At 57.3% G+C, this 21038-nt stretch carries 21 protein-coding genes and 1 pseudogene; 12 read left to right on the forward strand and 10 right to left on the reverse strand.

Translation table 11 applies throughout. The features are described 5' to 3' along the window. Window positions 1-67 precede the first annotated feature (67 nt). The 5 genes from ACTG2W_RS07925 to ACTG2W_RS07945 all read right to left on the reverse strand — a co-directional run bounded on the left by ACTG2W_RS07925 (window position 68) and on the right by ACTG2W_RS07945 (window position 4574). Window positions 68-1075, reverse strand: a complete 1008-nt coding sequence (locus ACTG2W_RS07925; RefSeq protein ID WP_440016159.1) for a MalM family protein — start codon at window positions 1073-1075, stop codon at window positions 68-70. 82 nt (window positions 1076-1157) lie between these two features. Further along, entirely contained in the window at window positions 1158-2396 is a 1239-nt protein-coding gene (lamB, locus tag ACTG2W_RS07930) for a maltoporin LamB (RefSeq protein WP_019445215.1), read from the reverse strand. A gap of 542 nt (window positions 2397-2938) precedes the next feature. After that, window positions 2939-3379, reverse strand: a complete 441-nt coding sequence (locus ACTG2W_RS07935; RefSeq protein ID WP_304520134.1) for a flavodoxin — start codon at window positions 3377-3379, stop codon at window positions 2939-2941. An 89-nt stretch (window positions 3380-3468) separates the two neighbouring features. Beyond that, window positions 3469-4242, reverse strand: coding sequence for a tRNA pseudouridine(65) synthase TruC (gene truC, locus ACTG2W_RS07940; protein WP_323890810.1), 774 nt, complete (start codon window positions 4240-4242; stop codon window positions 3469-3471). Further along, entirely contained in the window at window positions 4239-4574 is a 336-nt protein-coding gene (locus ACTG2W_RS07945; RefSeq protein ID WP_005338596.1) for a YqcC family protein, read from the reverse strand. Before ACTG2W_RS07945 ends, truC begins: the two co-directional genes overlap by 4 nt. Before the next feature lie 276 nt (window positions 4575-4850). On the opposite strand from ACTG2W_RS07945, the gene ACTG2W_RS07950 reads away from it, so the two are divergent. From ACTG2W_RS07950 to ACTG2W_RS07970, 5 genes and pseudogenes are all read left to right on the forward strand, one after another. Then, a complete protein-coding gene (locus ACTG2W_RS07950; RefSeq protein ID WP_244775415.1) occupies window positions 4851-5891 on the forward strand; it encodes a DUF3549 family protein in 1041 nt (346 codons plus the stop codon). A 111-nt stretch (window positions 5892-6002) separates the two neighbouring features. Further along, window positions 6003-6301 (forward strand): annotated as a pseudogene (locus ACTG2W_RS07955) (DUF3301 domain-containing protein). Window positions 6302-6375: 74 nt separating this feature from the next. Next, on the forward strand, window positions 6376-6612 hold the full coding sequence (locus ACTG2W_RS07960) for a DUF2789 family protein (RefSeq protein WP_005338602.1): 237 nt from the start codon (window positions 6376-6378) through the stop codon (window positions 6610-6612). Window positions 6613-6696: 84 nt separating this feature from the next. Further along, window positions 6697-6993 (forward strand): DNA-binding protein, encoded by a 297-nt coding sequence (locus tag ACTG2W_RS07965; protein WP_106842365.1) that lies wholly within the window; start codon window positions 6697-6699, stop codon window positions 6991-6993. 3 nt (window positions 6994-6996) lie between these two features. Continuing rightward, a complete protein-coding gene (locus ACTG2W_RS07970) occupies window positions 6997-7782 on the forward strand; it encodes a Zn-ribbon-containing protein (protein WP_047435581.1) in 786 nt (261 codons plus the stop codon). 92 nt (window positions 7783-7874) lie between these two features. Here the strand turns inward: ACTG2W_RS07970 and syd are convergent, their stop codons facing one another. Further along, window positions 7875-8423, reverse strand: a complete 549-nt coding sequence (gene syd / locus ACTG2W_RS07975) for a SecY-interacting protein (RefSeq protein WP_106842364.1) — start codon at window positions 8421-8423, stop codon at window positions 7875-7877. 204 nt (window positions 8424-8627) lie between these two features. On the opposite strand from syd, the gene queF reads away from it, so the two are divergent. From queF to ACTG2W_RS08010, 7 genes are all read left to right on the forward strand, one after another. Continuing rightward, window positions 8628-9476, forward strand: a complete 849-nt coding sequence (gene queF / locus ACTG2W_RS07980; protein ID WP_440016160.1) for an NADPH-dependent 7-cyano-7-deazaguanine reductase QueF — start codon at window positions 8628-8630, stop codon at window positions 9474-9476. Between the two features lie 210 nt (window positions 9477-9686). Further along, complete coding sequence (locus ACTG2W_RS07985; RefSeq protein ID WP_368176583.1) at window positions 9687-11969, forward strand: tetratricopeptide repeat protein; 2283 nt, start codon at window positions 9687-9689, stop codon at window positions 11967-11969. Between the two features lie 83 nt (window positions 11970-12052). Next, a complete protein-coding gene (locus ACTG2W_RS07990; RefSeq protein ID WP_368176582.1) occupies window positions 12053-13669 on the forward strand; it encodes a diguanylate cyclase in 1617 nt (538 codons plus the stop codon). Window positions 13670-13817: 148 nt separating this feature from the next. Further along, window positions 13818-15173 (forward strand): nucleotide 5'-monophosphate nucleosidase PpnN, encoded by a 1356-nt coding sequence (gene ppnN, locus ACTG2W_RS07995; protein ID WP_005338611.1) that lies wholly within the window; start codon window positions 13818-13820, stop codon window positions 15171-15173. A gap of 135 nt (window positions 15174-15308) precedes the next feature. After that, complete coding sequence (gene xni / locus ACTG2W_RS08000) at window positions 15309-16109, forward strand: flap endonuclease Xni (RefSeq protein WP_123173615.1); 801 nt, start codon at window positions 15309-15311, stop codon at window positions 16107-16109. Window positions 16110-16268: 159 nt separating this feature from the next. Continuing rightward, window positions 16269-17276 (forward strand): isocitrate dehydrogenase, encoded by a 1008-nt coding sequence (locus ACTG2W_RS08005; RefSeq protein WP_005349723.1) that lies wholly within the window; start codon window positions 16269-16271, stop codon window positions 17274-17276. A 117-nt stretch (window positions 17277-17393) separates the two neighbouring features. Further along, entirely contained in the window at window positions 17394-17852 is a 459-nt protein-coding gene (locus ACTG2W_RS08010) for a hypothetical protein (RefSeq protein WP_279488967.1), read from the forward strand. 82 nt (window positions 17853-17934) lie between these two features. Here ACTG2W_RS08010 and rlmM read toward each other — a convergent pair whose 3' ends face one another. Genes rlmM through ACTG2W_RS08030 form a run of 4 tightly spaced genes read right to left on the reverse strand, consistent with a single transcriptional unit; the run spans window position 17935 to window position 21002 of the window. Beyond that, on the reverse strand, window positions 17935-19029 hold the full coding sequence (gene rlmM / locus ACTG2W_RS08015) for a 23S rRNA (cytidine(2498)-2'-O)-methyltransferase RlmM (RefSeq protein ID WP_005338617.1): 1095 nt from the start codon (window positions 19027-19029) through the stop codon (window positions 17935-17937). Next, the gene (locus ACTG2W_RS08020) at window positions 19022-19408 is read right to left on the reverse strand and encodes a DUF423 domain-containing protein (protein ID WP_058052208.1); all 387 of its coding nucleotides are present in this window, start codon (window positions 19406-19408) and stop codon (window positions 19022-19024) included. The genes rlmM and ACTG2W_RS08020 overlap by 8 nt, the downstream gene beginning before the upstream one ends. Before the next feature lie 51 nt (window positions 19409-19459). Further along, the gene (locus ACTG2W_RS08025) at window positions 19460-20089 is read right to left on the reverse strand and encodes an alpha/beta family hydrolase (protein ID WP_368209766.1); all 630 of its coding nucleotides are present in this window, start codon (window positions 20087-20089) and stop codon (window positions 19460-19462) included. Further along, window positions 20082-21002 carry a transcriptional regulator GcvA gene (locus tag ACTG2W_RS08030; protein WP_005338622.1) on the reverse strand — a complete coding sequence of 307 codons (921 nt, stop codon included), beginning with the start codon at window positions 21000-21002 and terminating at the stop codon, window positions 20082-20084. Before ACTG2W_RS08030 ends, ACTG2W_RS08025 begins: the two co-directional genes overlap by 8 nt. Between the last annotated feature and the right edge of the window lie 36 nt (window positions 21003-21038).

The following is a 21038-nucleotide window of genomic DNA, read 5'->3' on the forward strand; positions in this document are numbered from 1 at the left end:
GATTAAAAAGGCCTCCAACAAGGGAAGCCTCAATAAATATATCTGACCAGTAAATGGTCGTATTACTCTATTTTTGCGAGCGCTTGACCGCATCAATAAACACGCTTTTTGCTTTGGTTGAACCAGCCCGCTCGGCCTCGTTCACCAGCTTCATCGCCTTGTCGATATCCCCCGCCTTGACCGCTTTTTCGATCTGGCTCTGGTAGAAGGCTTCAGTTTCACTCAGCATGGCAGGAGCAGGTTTGGCAACTACCGAGGCACTGGTTGCGACAACCGCAGTTGCAGCAGGGACGACCAGCTTATTAGGAACCACTTCCACAGTTGAGCGTCTCGCTTGCTCTTTTATCTCATCAGTACCAATTGCATACGCTGGTTTGTACACATTTCCACCTCCTTTTCCTGCGCTAAGGTCTACAACAGAGAAACGGATAACCCCCCAAGGCGAATGTCGAATAACTGGGTCCTTGATGCCGTAATCATTGACAACCTTTGCTTTGGCCATCAACTTGGCGTCACTGGGAATCGTTAGGGTCTCATTCAATCGCGATTCATCTGTATAGATAAGCAGGTAGCTCTCATTGTTCGGATTACCGATGTGACTACGGTCGACGGTAAAGGTTCCACTAACAGCATTCCCACTGATCAATCTCGCTGGGTCATACCTAAAAACGTTCTGCCCCATCGTTCGGGTGACCTGAAAACGCGAGTCCAACATAACCACGACTGGCTCAAACATAGTCTGATCGATGATCCCTTCGACAGTGATACTGAGGTCACCAGAATGAGTAGGGAGACGATAAGCAGCAAAATAACTCTTGCCTTCAGAAAACGCATACACGGGAGAATTTGCATCAATGGCGGCTAGCTGAGATGTCCCAGGCACCATATCAACATACGGGATATTCGCAAAATCCTTGCAACACGCTTTAGCCAAATCCAGAGATTGCATGGCACGTTCTCGATCCGTAACGGCTGCTTTGAACCCTTTGGTTGGAGAGAGCTGTGCTTCGAGCGAGGCACACCCGCCCAACAACAAAGAGCCTAGCAAAACGACTGCGAGCTTGGTGTTATACATGATTCGACGCATCCATTAACAGAATAAACAAAGAAGCCCCCGACAAGCGGGGGCGTGACTATACAAGCATTTAATACACCGATTACCACCAAGCTTCTGCTTGCACACCGACAGTGAAAGCATCATCTTGCGGAACTCCATTGGAGTCTTTTTCAAGTGCACCGTCCTGCTGCAGGTAGCTAGCAAAAACCCGAATTTCCGGACGAGCCCAGTAGCCACGGCCAGCAGACCATGCCTGCGCGATAGTGTATTTACTACCTTCGGTAGACTTTTCTGCACTATTTTTAATCTTCTCGTTATCCTTGAAGTAACCCAGCTCAAGGTAGGTCTTCATGGTATCAGTCCAGTTATAGGCAGGACGAACAACTACAGAGAAGGTATCAATGTCTGCGAGTTTTTTGTTAACGTAAACGTCATTGGCTTCACCATAGACCAGTTGATGGCCAACTTCGAAGTTACTTGCGCCCAAAGCGATGACACCGTGGTTGATTGCACGGAAACCTTTCCCATCACCTTGTTCGATAACCAAACCGTTTCCGTTACCAGCACCGTAACCAGCAGCTTGATTGGCCAAACCGCCACTCATGTACTGCAGAACTGTCTTATTAAAGCCGCCAGACAGACCCCAAGTAAGCTCTGCCGTACCCATTTGCCCATCTTCTGCATCATAACCAAGTCGAGCTTTCTGATCGTCAGTGACATTTGCTTGCGCAAAATCGTAACCCAGTTCCAAGCTGGCGTCTTTCCACAACGGGATACCAGCATAACGAACATCCAAAGTGTTGGTATCAACACGCTCTTTACCTGCTTTGAACTCAGCACTGGTATCAGATTGAATCAACGCAACAGATGCCTTACCAGGGCCAATGTTCACATTTTCCAGACCACCACCGATACCAGACACATCCCAGTAGTAGAAGTCACTAAGATGAATATCGTGGCGCTGATAGTAGCGCTGACCAGCCCAAAGGGTCTCGCCACCACCAAACAGATTCTTGGCCTGAACGTTAAATTGGCGACCTGCAATGTTGTCATTCCATGTGCTCTTGGCTGAATCGTCATCACCAAAAGCAATCATTGAGTCAACATAAAATGAAATATCATTTTTATTGTATACTTCTTGGCCAAGCTGAATTTCGCCGAAAACGTTTTTCTCGTTACCAAGACGACCAACTTTTTGCTGGCTCAGGGTCTGCTGACCGCCATTGTCAGAAACACCAAAACCACCACGCATATAACCGTGGAAATCTACGGCAAAGGCGGCTTGGGAAGCCAGGGCGGCAGTAACAGCTGCTGCAATCGGGAGCCACTTCATTTTCATTGTCATATTCCTTATTTCCCGCAGTGAGGAGTGTGATCCTGAATATTCAACTTCTTATCACCATGTAATCCTGTTGGTGATAACCGAGGTTGATTATAGGGAGCGTATTTCACGACAAATATGAAGCGACTCACAAAATGGCGACAAATCGCTCGGCAAACGATCGTCACAACACCCGTCAGCAAAAAAACGACCAACAAGGCAACAGTTAACCAATAAAATCGCAAAACAAGCAATCACACCAAACTTGAAAGCGTTACCAGCAATTAATTCGCGACTGAACCAAAGTCATTATTTTACGATCGAATGACAAAAACATGACTGAGATCGCTTTCAAGATTGAACTTTTATTTGGATGACGGGTCTGCAGTGCACTTGAAACCATTACGCCGATGGAATGTCAAAAGGGGGAAATATCCCTCCGCCACTATCGGCAATAAGCGTGGAAAATATGCTTGCTGAGTGAGATGACATTTGTGCAAATAACAATCCCCTGCCGGTTAAGGATCAGGGGATTGATATGGCTCTATTTCAAAGAATATTCAGGGCTGAATATCCGACTTTTTCAGCCAGTTGAGTGCCACCTGTTCGGGTTCATCGTGCACGGTGGCATCCAGCTCCAGCGGGGGAATCACTCGCGTGGCGCCCAGCTCTTGCAGCAATCCGTCCAGCCGACGGCCCGCGCCACAAAAATGGTCATAGCTGCTGTCACCCATGGCAATCAGGGCATACCGCAGCCCCTTGAGCCTGGGCGCCTTGTCAGCCAGCTCGCTGGCAAAGGGCTGCAGATTGGGAGGAATGTCCCCCTGCCCAGTGGTAGCACTGACCAGCAATAAAAAACGGCCGGGGTCGATGTCCACCAACCGTGCTTCTTCGTGCAGAGAACAGTGATGCCCCTTGCGTTCCAGCTCATCTGCCAAGGTCTCGGCCACCAGCATGGCTGCGCCATAGACAGTTCCTACCACGATATCGATCTGCGCCATTCTCCTCTCCCTGCTTGAGTCACTCTTTTAGCAACTCTATCAGCAAGCTGGCGTCAGATGCCACCGGTTCAGGGCTGAGGATCAGGCGCTTAGTAGTCGCTCTCGCTGGCGGGCCAGCCCAGCTCGGCAAACAGGCGCAGCACATCCTGACCGAGTGGCGCCTGGATCCGCATCGGCACCTTGAGCACCGGATGGGTAAAGCTCAGGGTGCGGGCCACCAGCAGCAGCCGTTCGCAGCCAAAGTGCTCGCGAAAGAAACGGTTGTGACGACCATCCCCGTGGGTGGTATCCCCGACAATGGGGTGGAACAGGTGATCCATATGGCGGCGCAGCTGATGCTTGCGGCCGGTCTTCGGGAACAATCTGACCAGACTGTAGCGACTGGTGGGGTGCTTCTTGGAGACCGCGTGGGGCAGCTCGACCTGATGCAGGCGACGGAAGGTGGTGACGGCATCCTGCGCCGGGCGATCCGGGTTGCTCATGGCATCGGCAATCTTGTCCAGCTGCTCCTTGAGGGGATAGTCGATCACCCCCTGTTCGGGTGCCCAGCCCCGCACCAATGCCAGATACTCCTTGTGCACCTGACGTTGGGTAAAGGCTTCGGTCAGTGCGCGGGCAATCACCGGATCGAGCGCAAACAGCAGCACACCGGAGGTGGGTCGGTCGAGGCGATGCACCGGATAGACATGGCGACCACCGATGAGATCCCGGGTCATCTGCATGGCAAAACGGGTCTCGCCCTTGTCGAGCCAGCTGCGGTGCACCAGCAGACCGGACGGCTTGTTGACCGCCACCAACCACTGATCCTGATAGAGCAGGGTCAGCTTCAAGTCACTCTCTTCTCGGGTTTGATCTGGCATCATTGTTCGATCACTTTGCCGGAAAGCAGCAGATCGAAGCGGGCGATCAGGCGCAGCAGCGCTTCTGCTTCGGCCAGATCTTCTTTGTAGACTTCGCTGGCCATGGGATAGAGGGAGACGCTGGTCGGCAGCGGCGCCTGCAACATCACCAACTGCTCCATGCGCGGGATCAGCACGAACTGCAGCCACTGATCAAAGCTCAGGGTATCGACACAAAAAGGCAGGGTGCTTGCCAGGGCTTCGTCACCGGGATGGTCAGCTTGCCAGCGCTCAAGGCGCTGCAACTCGGCGGTGAGTTCCCCCAACAGGCCAGCTACCAGCAAATATTGATTCATCTCGCTCTCTTCCTCATAACCACAGATTGATCCGCTGACCCGACAGGGCCAGCCAGGATGCCGATACATTCGGTCGCGCAGCACCGGCGATTCAGCCGACTCATCGACATACACGGCAACCAGCGCGGCCTGCCGCCGTTAAAAAAGGGCGATACTATACACCTCCCCCCGCATGGCTGCCATGTTGATATCTGCCGCAACGCGCGTCTGCTGCCACTGGCTATCCTCGGCAAGGGCCTTATAATCGGCCCGCATCACCATTAGCCGGATCTCACCATGTCTGCGACGCCTACTGCCATCAATACCTTGACCGAATTTCTGACTCAGGCTGGCACCCAGTTCCAGCTGTTTGATATGGGCCGCCAGGTGCGGCCACTGGCCAGCGATACCTTTGTCCGCATCGAACAGCAGCAGGAGCCCTACCCCTGGCCGCTGCAACAGCACGCCTGGCTCGGTGTGCACTTCTTCCAGCCGAGCGAGTCTCGCCACTATCTCTGGTTCCTCAAGTTTGCCCTCGATGAGCGCGGCCTGCTGATGTCAAATGGTCCCAAGCTGTTCATGGATCAGGTGGTGGAGACCCTGGGCTACAAGCTCACCGGCGATCTGGACGAGGAAAAAGCCCAGCGCTTGGCCGACAATCCCTACACCTTCCGCCCGGCGGAGGCCAAGATGGCCAGTCTGCACGCCAAATTGGCGCGCCAGCTGGAGCAGGCCCCTTCCGCCTATTTCGATGCCCTCTGCCACTATCTGGCCGCCCCCAACGACACCGGTTGGCAGACGCTGGGACTACAGGGCTTTGCCGATCTGGCCGAGCGACTGCATGATGAACGCAATCTGGCGCTGATCTGCAAGGCGCTGCCCAAACTGCCGCAAGAGCCGCTCTATGCCCTCTGCCAGAGCCTTGAAAACGCCCCGCTGCCGCCAGCAGTACAAGGCGCCCTGCTCGAGCGGATCGGCAAGGAGCAGGAGTGCGCCGCCCCCAACCCTGAGACCCTGGCCTACCTCTGCCGCGCCATGGCCTCCTGCCCCGGCAGCACTTTGCGCACCAACAAGCTGCTGACCCTGCTGCAAACCCAGCCAAGCCCGGCGCTGCTGCTCGCCATCGCCGGCCGGCTCTGGCCCGATCTGAAAGATGCCAATCTGCTCAGCCACTATCTGGAACAGCTGGCGCTACAACCGACCCAGTTCTTCAATCAGGTTTTTGCCGAGTTGGTCACTTTACCGGCCCTGCGCAATGATATGCTGGCCAGACTGCGCGACCCCGACCGCAGCGATGCGCTGGGCAAGGCCATCGGCCGTCTGTTTGCCTCGGCCTGATCCCTCGCCTCCCCCTCACGCCACGAGGCAACACGGCGGGAAATAGAAAAGGAGATCGGGAGTGCCGAGCAGGACTCCCGGTTATCGACATCACGATAAGGAAGCCCGCCTATGGGAGAGATGCTCGGAATTTTGTTGCTGATTGCGATGGGCGGCCTGTTCTGGCTGCAACGCCAACAAGCAGAAGTGGCCTGGCAATACATGCGCCGCTACTGCCAGCACCATGATCTGCAACTGCTGTCACTGGCTCGCCATCGGCGGGAGCTGGCCCGCAATCCCCTGCGGCTGCTGACCCACTATCAGTTTGAATTCTCCAGCGATGGCGAGAGCCACTATCAGGGCACCCTCAAGATGCAGGGGCTGCACGTTGTGGGCGTAGATCTCCCCCCCATCGCATCCCCTCTGCCTGATCTCCAATCTCGTCTCTGCGCCCGATGGCTGTGCCTGTCTATAATCTCAGGGATTAAACAAAGGGAGAGACGAGATGGAACCCCTTGTCCACGATCTGCCAGCCCTGTTTGCCCAGCTCGGGATGGCCAACGACGAGCTGAGCCTGCACCGCTTTGTGCACGACCATCACCTCGACAATGAGACCCTGCTGCCGGAGGCCGGTTTCTGGAACGCCGCCCAAGCCAGCTTTCTGCGCGATGCCCTGTGGAACGACTCCGACTGGTGCGAGGCGATCGACCAGCTCGATGTGATGTTGCGCCAGCCCCGCTAAGCCGCCCGCCCCTTTCCTCCCCTGCCAGCTTTGGTTAAGATCCCGCCCAGATATCGATCCCCCCTTCTCACCCAGAGCATGCTTATGTCCGCCCACGAGATCATCCGAATTGCCAACGAGCTGGCCGCCAAGGGCCTGACGCCCACCACCGCCATGATCAAGGCCCGCCTCACCCAGCCTGTGCCGATGGCCGAGCTGCTGAAAGTGCTGAGCCAGTGGAAGCAGCAACCCATCGCGACCGCCGAGAGCGAGATCCTGCCAGAGGCAGTGCCCCAGCCAGCGCCGGAGCTCACCCTGCAGCAACTCGCCGAACAGCTCGTACGCATCGAACAGAAGGTGGATCGCCTAGCCGACCTGCTCCTCCAGCAGGGGCAAGGCTGAACCATGTATATCGTCGAACTCTGCTTTGAGTGCTACCGCGATACCTCCCTTGGCGACGCCGAGCGGGCCATCGTCAACTACCTCGACATGCTGCGTTATCAGGGCCAGATCCTCGGGCGGGAGTTCCCCACCAGCATGCACGACGGCTATTTCGTCAGTCGGGTAGTCTGCCCGGAGCAGGATAGCCTGCACCCCGACAACCAGAGCGAGCAGGTCAAACTGGCCGAACAGCAGCTCAATCAGGCCGGGCTGCTGGCGCCGAAACTCCAACTGCAGGGGGCGGATCTGCTCTCCGACAGCACAGATCCTTGCGGCCAGCAGGGCGAGCGGCCGAGCTGGATGCTGCTCTACACCAGCTTCCTGCACACCTGCTCGCCGCTGCGCTGTGGCGACCACTTCGCCCCGATTCCGCTCTACCAACTGCCCGCAGTCGCCAACGGAGATCAGAAGCAGATCATCAAGTGGCAGGAGGATTGGGAGGCGTGCGATCAGTTGCAGATGAACGGCTCCATCGCCGAACATGCGGCGCTGCACGAAATCGGCGAAGTGGGCAGCCGCCTCTACCGGCGCGGCAGCGATCTGGCCAAACGGCTGGAAGTGCTGAGCGGCATCCCCACCTACTACTACCTCTACCGGGTGGGCGGGCTAAGCGCCGCCGAGGAGAAGGCGCGCCCCTGCCCCAGCTGTGGCGGTGAGTGGGCACTGGCAGAGCCACTGCACGAGATCTTCGACTTCAAGTGCGACAGCTGTCGCTTGGTCTCCAACCTCTCCTGGGATTTCAAGGATTAAGCGCGTTCCCTGTACGCGATGCCATAAAAAAGAGCCTTGCCGCATGGCAAGGCGCTTTTCGTTCCCATGAGTAACCTTGGCTCGAACAGGTGCTATTGCGGCAACGTCTCAAGCCGTTCCAGAAACGCCGGCAAAGAGGGCGCCAACGTCAGACGGCGGCCGGAATCGAGCCACTCCAGCCACACCTGACCACTCTCGTTATCAAGGGAGATGAGCGTCATCTCGTTGCGGGTGGTGGCAATAAAGATGGAGGGGGTTCGTTTTAACTTGCGCAACATCAGCAGGTGGCCGATGAGGTTCTCCCTGAGCAGGTCGAGATCCGCGTCGTTCCACGGCAAGATCAGTTCAAGGCGCAGCCCCTTGAAAAGGCAGGGGATAGGGCGACTGAACCAGTGTCCGAAAAGGGCAATGGCGCAGGGATGAATTGTCAGCTCAAGAGCATCGGCCATAGCCGTAAAATCGGCGGGTTCGGGACGATGGTGAGGACGCCAGGCCACCCGACCATCGGCGGGCTCACCAAGCTGGCAGGGGGAACGCCAGTCCGCCTCCCACTCGCACAGGGGCAGGCCTCGTCTGGCCTCGCCATCCCGTTGCCAGCGGGCAAAAAAGTGCTCCAGGGCAGACAAAACTTGATCCGACATCGAAAATCCCCACAATTGCTGGCAAAGTCCGCTATTGCACCACCAAACCCGGTAACAGACAAGGTTGCCAGCCGACCTAGTGACCCGGGAAACAGAACCCGGGATACAGAGAGGCCGACGCCCAAGCCAAACGGCTGCAACCATCCGGCCCTGCAATGGCCCGTTTCATTCCACTCATCATGAGCACATTACGTGAGCAACCCTGTGAGCAAACAAGATAGATACGCCGGGGCCAGCGCCCTGACCGGCCTGAGTCTGGGACAGCAATCCGACTACATCAGCCAGTACACCCCCTCCCTGTTGCAACCGGTTCCCCGCAGCCTGAACCGGGATGATCTGAAACTCGGTGACGACCTCCCCTTTACCGGTTGCGATGTCTGGACCCTCTATGAGCTCTCTTGGCTCAACGCCAAGGGCAAGCCGATGGTGGCGGTGGGGGAAGTGACCATTCCTGCCACCAGTGCGAACCTGATCGAATCCAAATCCTTCAAGCTCTACCTCAACTCCTTCAACCAGACCCGTTGCGACTCTATCGAGGCAGTCACCGCCATGCTGACCAGGGATCTGAGTGCCTGTGCAGGTAAGACCGTCAAGGTGACCCTGTTCCCCCTCGACAAGGCGCCGCACCAGATTTCCCTGCTGCCTGGCGAGTGCATTGATGAGCAGGATATCGAGGTAGACAATTACGAGTTTGATGCGTCCCTGCTGCAAGGGGCAGCCGGTAGCGATCAGGTAGAAGAGACCCTGCACAGCCACCTGCTCAAATCCAACTGTCTGGTCACCAGCCAGCCGGACTGGGGCTCTGTAGTGATCCGCTACAAAGGGCCGAAACTCGATCGGGAGAAGCTGCTGCGCTATCTCATCTCGTTCCGCCAGCACAACGAGTTCCACGAGCAGTGCATCGAGCGGATCTTTATCGACCTCAAGCACTATTGCCAGCCTGAGCAGTTGACCGTCTATGCCCGCTATACCCGTCGCGGCGGCCTCGACATCAACCCGTTCCGCTCCAATTTCGAAGCCGTGCCCGCCAACCTGCGTCTGATCCGCCAATAAAGTCGAGTTGCGACAGAGAGGGCAGTCGCACTGCCCTCCATGACTGGCAAAAAGGTTTCGATCGATGCTTTACGCAGCTGTGATAAGGGGGCTGGATAATAAAATCCAGACGAAACCCACTTGCCGGCCACCAGCAAACCACAGTAAACGCTGGACTCGCAGGGGGGGGCTTGGATAACATGCCAACACCTCTGCGCCGTCCTTAATCCAATGAATCAACTGTTTTTTCTGGCCATGATGATGTCCTCCCTGTCAGCTCCGAATCTGGATCTGGACAAGGAGCAACTCTCTATCGATCTGCAACAAGCGCAATCGATGGTACTGACCGATCCTGCCAGATGCGTCCAGATCACCACCGCCTTCCTGACGCGCGCAGCCAATAATCCCCAGCAAATCATCAGCAATCGCCAGGAGTTCGGTTATCGCGAGCCCATCCTGAGTTACAGCACGGCAGCCCAGACCATAGGCGCCCATCTGCTCAAAGGGGAGTGTCTGCTGCAACTGGGCCAATATCAGGCCACCCAGCAAGCGCTCGACAAGGCGATGGCGCTGGCAGACAAAGAGCAGCAACCGGAACTCAAGGCCCACGGCCTCTATCTGAAGATCCGCAGTCAGGCCCTTAAACCGGATAACCAGAGCACCAGCCGCGCCCTGATGGATCAACTGGACGAACAGCTGGCCGTCCCCACTCTCAAGCAGAGCCAGCTGCAAATTTATGGCCGCCTGCAACGCACCAGCTACGACATCGAGAACCAGCACTTCGATGATGCCAAGACCCACTTGGCAGATGCGCGGATCTGGGCCGCCAAGACCCCCAATCCTCTCGCCAGTGCCTGGGTCAGCGCCATCAGCGGCGATCTTTATCGCGCGCTGCAGCAGCCACAGCTGGCACTAGGGGAATATATCGATGCCCAGCAACAGGCCAAAAGTCTCAATGACCCGCTCTTTCTCGGCCTGCTGTCGAACCAGATAGTCAAACTCTACCAGCAGGAGCAGGAGCCCCAGAAAGCGCTGCAGTATGCCAATGAGGCGGCCAACTACTTCCACTCCATCGGCAACCCTTCCCTGCTGTGCGACTCCCTGATGGTGCTGGCGCGACTCAACCGCGAGCAGGGCGACCTCAATATGGCGCTGGTCTACTTCTTCAATGCGCTGGATCTGCTCGATGAGGGGAGCAACCGACCGCAGGCCTCCCTGCTCAAATATGAAATCGGCAAGACCTACCTGCAAAGCGGCAACCTCTCGCTGGCCAGCAACTACCTCAATGCGGCCCGTCAGTCCCATGAGCTGAGCGATGCCAAAGAGCCGCTGATCGATACCCTGTTGCTGCTCGGCGAGCTCTATCTGAAGAAGCAGGAGGCCGCCATCGCCATCCTGCAGTTGGAGAACGCCCGCGCGCTGGCCAATCAGCTCGGCGATACTCGCCGTCAGTACGAAGTATTCCGCCTGTTGTCGCTTGCCTACGAGCAGAAGGGGTATCTGCGTCAGGCCCTCGACAGCTACAAGCGCTTCCACCGTCTTGGCGAGGAGGTGCGCCAGCAGGAGCAAGCCATGGAGCAGGCGGCGATCCGCGACAACTATGTTCAGGTCGAGCGGGTACAACATATCAAGGAGCTGGAGCAGCGGCTTAACAACAGCCAGCATCAGCAGGAGCGCTATCTCTGGTCGAGCATCACCACCAGCCTGCTGCTGGCGCTCTTTATCTACCTCTTCTTCACCCTCTGGCTCAAGCTGCGTACTGCCCGCCTGCAACTGAAACGGACCAATGAGGCCCTGCTGATCGAGCCACGCTCAGGGCTGGCCAACTGGCAGCGGCTGATGAACCGCTGGCCGCGGGAGATGGCAAAGCGCCAGCTGAAATCGGATCGCTGGTACCTCAGCGAGCAGCCCTCCAGCGAGTTCGATGACAAACTGCACTATCTGCTGTTCCGGGTACCTTTCCTGGTCAATACGCTGGAGCGCCACGGCTATCAGGCCAGCAGAGAAATCGAGCAGGCCTTCGGTGCCTATATGGACACCCTGACCCCGCAAGATGGCCGTATCTATGACTTGCGTGAAGGACACATGCTCTATGTGGTGCCACAGCGCCACGTCACCAACCTGCATCAACTGGCAGGAGACCTGCTGACCGCCATCGCCGCCTTCCCTTGCAACTATCCGCTGGATCGCCAGATCAGCCTCGGGATTGTCAGTCACCCCTTCCTGCCGAAGGCGGCGACCGCGCTCGATCACAATGGCCTGTTTGACCTCTGCTATCTCGCCCTGTCGGGAGCCATTCAGCTCAGTGAAAAATGCCAGCAAAACGCCTGGTTGGAGCTGGCTGCGATCGATTGCCAACAAGCGGCATTTTTTAATGGAGATGTGTGGCAATGCGGCCTGATGGCAATTGACAAGGGACTGGTAAAAGTCAATTCTTCTCATGAAAAGCAATGGGTTAATTGGCCCAGCCTTGCAAGGAAGCCGGCAGCCGATAACCACCAGGAAATAATGTAGATAACAGGCGAGGATCGAAACCAGGTTCGACCACTGTTGCTATCCAACACCAAAAACAATAATGACAACAGGGCGACCTGATAATGAATGACATCGCTGCCGTAGCAGGACAATTGGCAAGACTCAGGGAATCCCTTCAGCAGAAACAGCTGGAACTCGACGGCGTGCTGTCGTTTTCCGATGCAGAGCGTGCTCGCGGCATCCAGTTTATCAACAAGTTGATGCTCTCCTGCCGTGGCTTCGACCGCGAGCTGGATAATCGCTTCGCCAAGCTCAAGCAGAAACTGGATAACAATCCCGCATTTACCTCGCTGGATGCAGAGCTACTTGCCATTGAAAAATTGCTGCAGCAGCACAGCAATGCGCTGGAAGAGTCGATCACCCTGACCCAGACCGCCATCGAACTTGGTTCCAAACAGCTGAAAACCATCAAGGGCTTCCCGGAAGAGACCCGCAAGTCCCTCAAGGAATTTCTGGCAAGTCCGGTCGGTTACGGCATTGCCGATCACCAGAAGAAGGTGATCAAGCTGCTGGAGTTCTACCAGCAGGCGATCAAGATCCAGCTGCTGCCAAGCCAACCCCTGTTGACACCTTCAGGTGCAACTCAACAAGAAAGTGATACTGCCAGCAACGATGGCCAACCCGATGTAGACCCGTTTGATCTCAAGGATCACACCCGTATCGCCGATGAGCTGCAGCGGCTTATCACCGAACTCGACTTTGCCGGCGCCATCGGCGAGAGCCTGAGCGACATTCGCCGCCAACTGCTGATCGGGATCAACCCTGCCCTGCTGGCGGAAACCTGCCTGCAGGTGATCGAGCTCATCATCGAAGGCACCCGTGAGGAGCGTAAAGCCTCCCGCGCCTTCCTCAGCTCCCTCAACGAGAGCCTGTCCGCGGTACATGTCGGGTTTACCGAATCCCTCGATGAGGGGCGTGCGCTGCAAAACGAAACCCGCGAGACCCGCGAGGCGCTGGTCAACGAGTTGCAGGCGATCGATCACTCCCTAGCCAGCCATAACTCCATCGATGCGCTCAAGCGCGCCATCTCCGGCCATATGGGCGCCATCAACCTGCTGCTGCAAGAGCGTGACAGCACGGCGGCGCGGGAGCGTCACCTGCTCACCCGCCTCTCCACCATGGAGTCCAAGCTGCGCTTGATGAAGGAGGAGACCGCCGAGTACAAGAAGCGGCTGACCATTCAAAAACACAAGCTGTTCCTCGACAGCCTGACCCAGGTACACAACCGGGCCGCCCTCGATGAACGGCTGGAGCAGGAATACAAACGTTGGCTTCGTTACCGCACTCCGCTCTGCATGGCGATCATCGACATCGATCACTTCAAGAACATCAATGACAACTACGGCCATATGGCGGGTGACAAGGCGTTGAAAGTGGTCGCCAAGGCGCTGCAGAGTGCGCTGCGTGACACTGATTTCATCGCCCGTTTTGGTGGGGAAGAGTTCGTGGTGTTGCTGCCCAACATCAACCCGGACAAGTTCCAGAAGCCGCTGGAGACCCTGCGCCAGACCATCAAGAGCATCCCGTTCCGTTTTCGCGATGCCAAGGTGGAGATCACCATCTCCATCGGCGCAACCCTGTTCAAGGATGGGGACAACCCGTCAGATGTGTTCGAGCGGGCGGACAAGGCGCTCTACCACTCCAAGCACACAGGTCGGGATCAAGTGACACTGGCCTGACAAGCGGCTAAAAAAACAGCGAACAGTCGTCGCCCTATTTCCCTCTACCCTCTGTTACCACTACTATCGATCTCAGGGGATGCAACATAGCGTCCCCTTTTCTCCCCAGGGAAAAACACAACGATAACAAGTGAGTAAAGGGGAACCTATGATTACGCACATCAATCCCGTTGGCAGCATGGATTTGCTGTCACAGCTTGAGGTGGATCGCCTCAAGCAGACTGCCTCCAGCGATATCTATCAACTGTTTCGCAACTGCTCGCTGGCAGTGCTCAATTCCGGCAGCCATACCGACAGCTCCAAGGAGATCCTGGAGCGCTTCAAATCGTTCGATATTCATGTGATCCGGCGCGAGCGCGGGGTCAAGCTGGAACTGTTCAATGCCCCCGAGCACGCCTTTGTCGATGGCGAGATCATTCGCGGCATTCAGGAGCACCTCTTCTCGGTGCTGCGCGACATTCTCTATGTCTCCAATCAGCTCGAGTCCAACCGCCAGGTCAATCTGACCAACTCCACTCACATCTCCAACGTGGTGTTCGCCATTCTGCGCAACGCCAAGGTGATCCTGCCCGGCGCCGATCCCAACCTGATCGTCTGCTGGGGTGGCCACTCCATCAACGAGATCGAGTACCAGTACACCCGCGCCGTGGGCAGCGAACTGGGCTTGCGTGAGCTGAACATCTGTACCGGCTGTGGCCCGGGTGCCATGGAGGGCCCGATGAAAGGGGCCGCCGTCGGCCATGCCAAACAGCGGGTACGCAACGGGCGCTACATCGGCCTCACGGAGCCCTCCATTATCGCGGCCGAACCGCCCAACCCCATCGTCAACGAGCTGGTGATCCTGCCGGATATCGAGAAACGGCTGGAAGCCTTCGTGCGTCTGGGTCACGGCATCATTATCTTCCCGGGAGGGGTCGGCACCGCCGAAGAGCTGCTCTATCTGCTCGGCATCATGATGCATCCGGCCAACGAGCGGCAGCCGATGCCCATCATCCTGACCGGCCCGAAAGAGAGTGCCGACTACTTCCGTGCTATCGACGACTTCATCAAGGCGACCCTCGGTGAACCGGCGACCAAGCTCTACCGGATCATTGTCGGCGATGCACCGGAAGTGGCCCGGGTGATGAAAGAGGCGATGCCGAAAATCCGCGAATACCGCAAATCGGTCGGTGATGCCTACTCTTTCAACTGGTCCCTCAAGATTGAGCCGGAGTTCCAGCTCCCCTTCGAACCGGATCACGCCAGCATGGCCAGTCTGGATCTGCACCGCAACCAGCCGCCCCAGTTGCTGGCCGCCAACCTGCGTCGTGCCTTCTCCGGCATCGTCGCTGGCAACGTCAAGGAAGGGGGCATTCGCGCCATCGAGAAGAAGGGCCCCTTCAAGCTGCACGGCGACAAGGAGTTGATGCACCTGATGGACAAACTGCTGGAGAGCTTCGTCAAGCAGCAGCGGATGAAGCTGCCGGGCAGCCAGTATGTGCCCTGCTACGAAATCGTCCGCTAGGGTACAGATACATCATCGACAGAGGGGCGCATCGGCGCCCCTCTTTATTGGCGCTATGCCTTCCCGACTGCCATCAATCCCCCATAAGGCAAGCGGTTTGTTACAATGGGGCGTCCCGACCGCCAAGAGTGCCCCATGTCAACTATCCGGCCACACCTGCTCATCATCGATGCCCTCAACCTCATTCGCCGTCTGCACGCGGTACAAGCCCAGCAGGCACTGACCCCTGCCCAGGCACTGGTCGCAACCCGCGCCAACCTTATCAATACCTGCCGCAAGCTGCTGGCCAATAGCGAGCCGACCCATGTCATTGCCGTGTTTGATGGCGAGGTGCATAGCTGGCGCAAGGAGGTCTATCCGGCCTACAAGGAGGGGCGAACCCCCATGCCCCCTGAACTGCGTGAGGGGTTGGCGACCCTGCAGGATGCCTTTTGGGAGTGCGGGGTCGACGCTCTGCTCTCCGAGACCGATGAAGCGGATGATCTTATCGCCACTCTCGCCTGCGGCATCGCCAGCCATGGCCATCAAGCGACCATCATCTCCACCGACAAGGGCTTCTGCCAGCTCATCTGCCCGCAGATCCGGGTGCGCGACTACTTCAACAAACGCTGGCTGGATGCGGCCTTCGTCCAGCAGCAATATGGGGTAGCCCCTGCTCAGCTGGTCGATTTCTGGGCGCTTACCGGTATCGGGGGCTCCAATATCAAGGGGGTTCCGGGGATCGGCCCCAAGACCGCCACCCAGCTGTTGCTGCAATATGGCAATCTGGCGGCCATGCTCGAGGTCTGCCAGCAAGAGGACACCGCCAAACCACTGCTCAAACTGCGCCAACATCAGGATGAGGCCCTGCTGGCCCAGCGGCTGGTGCGCTTGCAGCGGGATATTCCGCTGGGATTCAACCTGCGGGACATCCGCTACCCGCCCCAGCCAGACTAAAGTGCCGAACAAAAATGCAGGCAAGGGCGTGAACCATGACGAGACTCACCCTCGCTGTTGATAAAAGTGAGTAGAATGTAAAGGAATGTGGTTGGTTTGCTGAGTAAATGCTATAAAGCAGCCCCATCCTCCCCTATACCCTGGAAGTGGAACCCTCTCATGTCCAAAAGAAAAATTACCGTGATCCCCGGTGACGGCATCGGCCCCAGCATCATTGAATCAGCCATCCAGATCCTGACCCATGCGGGCTGTGATTTTGAGTACGAATACGCTGATGCGGGTCTGGTTGCCCTCGAGAAGCATGGCGAGCTGCTGCCCCAGGCTACCCTGGATCTGATTGAGAAGAACAAGGTGAGCCTGAAAGGGCCATTGACCACACCGGTCGGCGGCGGTTTTACCTCCATCAACGTCTCCCTGCGCAAGAAGTTCAACCTCTACGCCAACGTGCGTCCGGTCATCTCCTTCAAGGGCACCAGAAGCCGTTACGACAACATCGACATCATCACGGTGCGTGAAAACACCGAAGGGATGTACTCGGGTGCAGGTCAGAAGCGTAGCGATGACAACAAGAGTGCCGAGGCGATGAGCATCATCACCCGCGAAGGGGCCGAGCGCATCGTCAAGTTTGCCTTCGAGCTGGCTCGTCAGGAAGGGCGCAAGAAGGTCACCATCATCCACAAGGCGAACATCCTCAAGTCGACCTCCGGCCTGTTCCTCGAAGTGGCACGTGAAATCGCCAGCCACTACCCGGATATCCAGAGCGAAGAGATGATCGTCGATGCCGCCTGCATGAACCTGGTGATGTACCCGGAGCGTTTCGATGTCATGGTCACCACCAACCTGTTCGGCGACATCCTCTCGGATCTTTGCGCCGGTCTGGTTGGCGGCCTTGGCATGGCGCCTGGCGCCAACATCGGCGATGGCGCGGCCATCTTCGAAGCGGTCCACGGTTCTGCGCCTGACATAGCTGGCAAGAATATCGCCAACCCGACCTCGGTGATCCTCGCCTCCATTCAGATGCTGGAGTACCTCGGCATGCAGGATAAAGCAGAGCGGATCCGCGAGGCGGTGCGAGCTACCATCGAATCCGGTGATCGGGTCACCCGCGATCTGGGTGGCACGGCTTCCACCAGCGAATTCACCCAGGCCATCATCGATCGCCTGTGAGTTAATTCATTGATTTTAAAAGGGAGCTTCGGCTCCCTTTTTTATATTTCCGAATCCTTTGCCACTCCCCGAACAGCAACTATGTTCAATAGAGAAGAAGAACAGGGAGTGTTTTTCATGAAGGGATACGGGTGCTATCTGGTGTCGGGTCTGCTGCTGGTGTGTGGCACTGCCAGTGCTTTCGAGCAGGATCAACAGACCCAAACCGCCAAACTGCCACAGCAGGAAAAACGGACTGCCACCGAGGTATGGCGCTCGAGCCTGAATACCAACGACCTGCTCAAGGCACCCAACCCCCTGTCGTTTGGTATTGAAGTCTCCACCGACAACTTTGGTAATCAAAAGATCACCTCCTACCCGCAGCTTAATCTGACCCCGGAAAAAAGCGTCAGTCTGTCGGTTGAACGCTTCAGACCCAAGGTCAAGTTCAAGGCTGGCGGAATGAACACCGCCCTCAGGCTGAGAGGAGACGGGATAAAGATGCAATTCAATCCGGTCGACAAAACCATCCCGCTGCAGATCGAGATCAAGGTGACCGACGACGAATCCTCCCTGCGCCTCGATTACCGTTTCTGATAGTTTCCGGCAGCCGAATAGCAAAAGGCCGACAGGTTTCCCTGTCGGCCTTGGTATTTATCGTACGGGCAGAACTGCTACATCACGCCTTGGGCTCGAGTTTGGAGACCCAGTACTTGTTGTAAACATGCACGGTGATCTCTTCTCGATCGTGATAGAGCTGCTTGGCCTGGATCACGAACGCGTTGTCGATCTCCTTGAGCATCTCGCGCAGCACCTCGATATTGTGCACCGACTCGGCATAACGCTTCTTCATCGGCAGCTTGAGGTTGAACATCGCCTCCTGGCAGTCACCCTCACGGAACCAGTCCGCAATCATGTGAACGACCCGCGCCGGTTTATCGACCATGTCGCACACCAGCCAGTAGGTGTTCTTCTTGCTCGGACGCCAGACGAAACCGTCATCCCGGATATGCTTGACCTGACCGGTATCCATCAGGGATTGGGCCATCATACCGTTGTCGACCGCCGTCACCATCATGCCACGGCGCACCAACTGATAGGTCCAGCCACCCGGGCAGGCGCCCAGATCCACCGCCTTCATGCCTGAACAGAGACGCACATCCCACTCTTCCCGCGGCACGAACACGTAAAACGCCTCCTCCAGCTTGAGGCTGGAGCGGCTCGGTGCATCGGCCGGGAAGCGCAGGCGCGGGATCCCCATGTGGAATCCGGAGTTGTTGAACGAGTAGGAGTAACCCAGCAACACGTGATCATTGGCCATGAAGAAGGCGTGGAACACCGGACGGTTTGGCGTCTCCTTCTTGGTCAGGATCTCGTTGCTGCGCAGCGCCTGACGAAGCGGCACGGTGAACTTGCGGCAGAAGGCCGACAGCTCTTTCGCTTCGTTGGTATCCGCGGTTTCGACCCGCAGATCGCCGCAAATGGTGTAGTCACTCACCGCCTCAAGGATCGGGGAGATCCTGTCCGCGACATCCAGATCCTTCAGCTCATGGGTGACCACCAGCATCTGACGGATGAAGATGAGCTCCCGGAATGGCAGCTTGCGAGCCAGCAGGTCCGCCTGCTCCTCGTCATACAGTTCGAAGATCACATAACCGCTGTCGTCCTTGACCCGGGCGAAACCGTAGCACTGCATGTTACCGGCACGCTCGGTGATCTCTGCAGCCGCCTCTTTCTCAAAACCGGGGCGGCAATAAAGCAGCAGATTATTCATTTTTTCCTCCAAGACGACAGCCAGCCCAGATCAGGGCCGCCCATCCCAACATAAAACAGAGGCCACCGGCCGGAGTAATCAACCCCAGCCCCTTGCTGCCAAGCAGCACCATGGCGTAAATACTGCCAGAGAATCCGATGATCCCCAGCACAAAAGCGGTGCCAGCCAGGTGGATCACCTTGCTGCGCACACCACACCAGCCCAGAACCAGCAGGGCCAATGCGTGAAAAAACTGATATTGCACGGCGGTATTGAATGCCGCCAGACGCTCGGGCGTAATGCCGGTCGCCGCCAATCCATGGGCGCCATAAGCCCCCAGCATGGTGGCCGTCAACCCGAAGAGACCGGCCAGTATCAGCCAATGTCGATGGATCTGCATCCTCACTCTCCCTCTCTCATCGAGGCTGGCAATCAAACCAACCCTCTTGTGCTATCCATGTCGGGCCACAAAATGGCTGATGGCCGCCGCTGCATGCTGCATATTATCCTGCTCACTCACGCCACTGGCTTTACGCGGTTTGAAACCATGATCACCATCGGTCAACCAATGGACCGATACGGCGGGTGAGAAGGGGAAATCGGCCAGTTCGGCGCGACTACCGAAGGTGTCGCGCTCCCCCTGCAACAGCAGGGTTGGCACTGCAATATGCTTGAGTACCTCGCCTCGCCAGCTATCGGGCTTGGCCGGAGGGTGGAAAGGATACCCGAGAATGAGCAATCCTGCAGCATTCATCTCACCCTCGCCTTCGCTATACAGTTCCGCCACCATCCGCCCGCCCATCGACTTGCCTGCCAGAAACAGCCGTGGATGGGCAAACTCGCGGATCATGTCGCGCCAATGGGCTAGCAGCACAGGTGCTCTGTCCGGCGGGCGGCGCTTGCCATCCTGTGCACGCTTTGTCATGTAGGGAAAGTTGAAACGCACCACTTCGATGTCGGGGCCAGCCAGCAGGCGTGACAACTCGGCAAGAAAAACATGATCCATCCCCGCGCCTGCCCCGTGGGCCAGCAAAATGCGAACGGGGGCATCAATTGCCCCCTCGCGGATCACATCAGGCATCGGCGAGCCTTGCCCTGCGACGCGCCTCTTCCTGCTCCACCAGCTCCAGCATCCAGTCACGGAAGGCCACGATCTTGCCCTGATCCGACTGTTGTTCCTGGCACACCAGATAGAAAGCATTTTTGCTCACCAGCACCTGCTCGAACGGGCAGATAAGGCGGCCGGCCTCAATCTCGGGTTGTGCCAGCACGCTGTGGCCAAGCGCCACCCCCTGGCCGTGGATCGCCGCCTGGATCACCATGGTGGAGTGGCTAAAGATGGGCCCCTGATTGACGTTGGGTGCATCGATATCGAGCTGGCGGAACCAAGCCTTCCAGTCGCGACGGGAGGTATCGTGCAGCAGGGTATGAAGAGTCAAGTCTTGCGGCGTACGCAGCGGTTTGGGCCCGGTCAGCAGCAAGGGGGAGCAGACCGGGATCAGGTATTCGGTATGCAGCTTGTCCGAGCGCAGACCCGGCCAGTTGCCGCGCCCGTAGTAGATGGCGACATCCACATCATCGGTGAGCGACCCTTCATCGAGATCGACCGCCTTGATCCGCACGTCGATATCGGGGTGGCGCTCACTGAACTTGACCAACCGCGGCACCAGCCACTGGATGGCGAAACTCGGCTGCAAACTGACAGTCAACGCCCCCTTGGCACTGCGGGCCAGCAACTTGTCGGTCGCCTCAGAGATGGAGGCAAAGATGTCCTTGATATCCAGGAAATAGCCCTGCCCCTCTTCAGTCAACAACAAGGAGCGATTTTTGCGGCGGAACAGCTTGATGCCAAGATACTCCTCCAGCGCCTTGATCTGGTGACTGATGGCAGCCTGAGTCACAAACAACTCTTCTGCTGCGCGGGTAAAGCTTAAGTGACGAGCCGCTGCTTCAAAGGCCTTGAGGGCATTGAGCGGGGGTAAACGACGAGACATGACACCAGCCGACGATGAGTTTTTCTAATGGGGCGC

The organism is Aeromonas sp. 96A, from assembly GCF_051919165.1.
GTDB classification, from domain to species: domain Bacteria; phylum Pseudomonadota; class Gammaproteobacteria; order Enterobacterales; family Aeromonadaceae; genus Aeromonas; species Aeromonas veronii.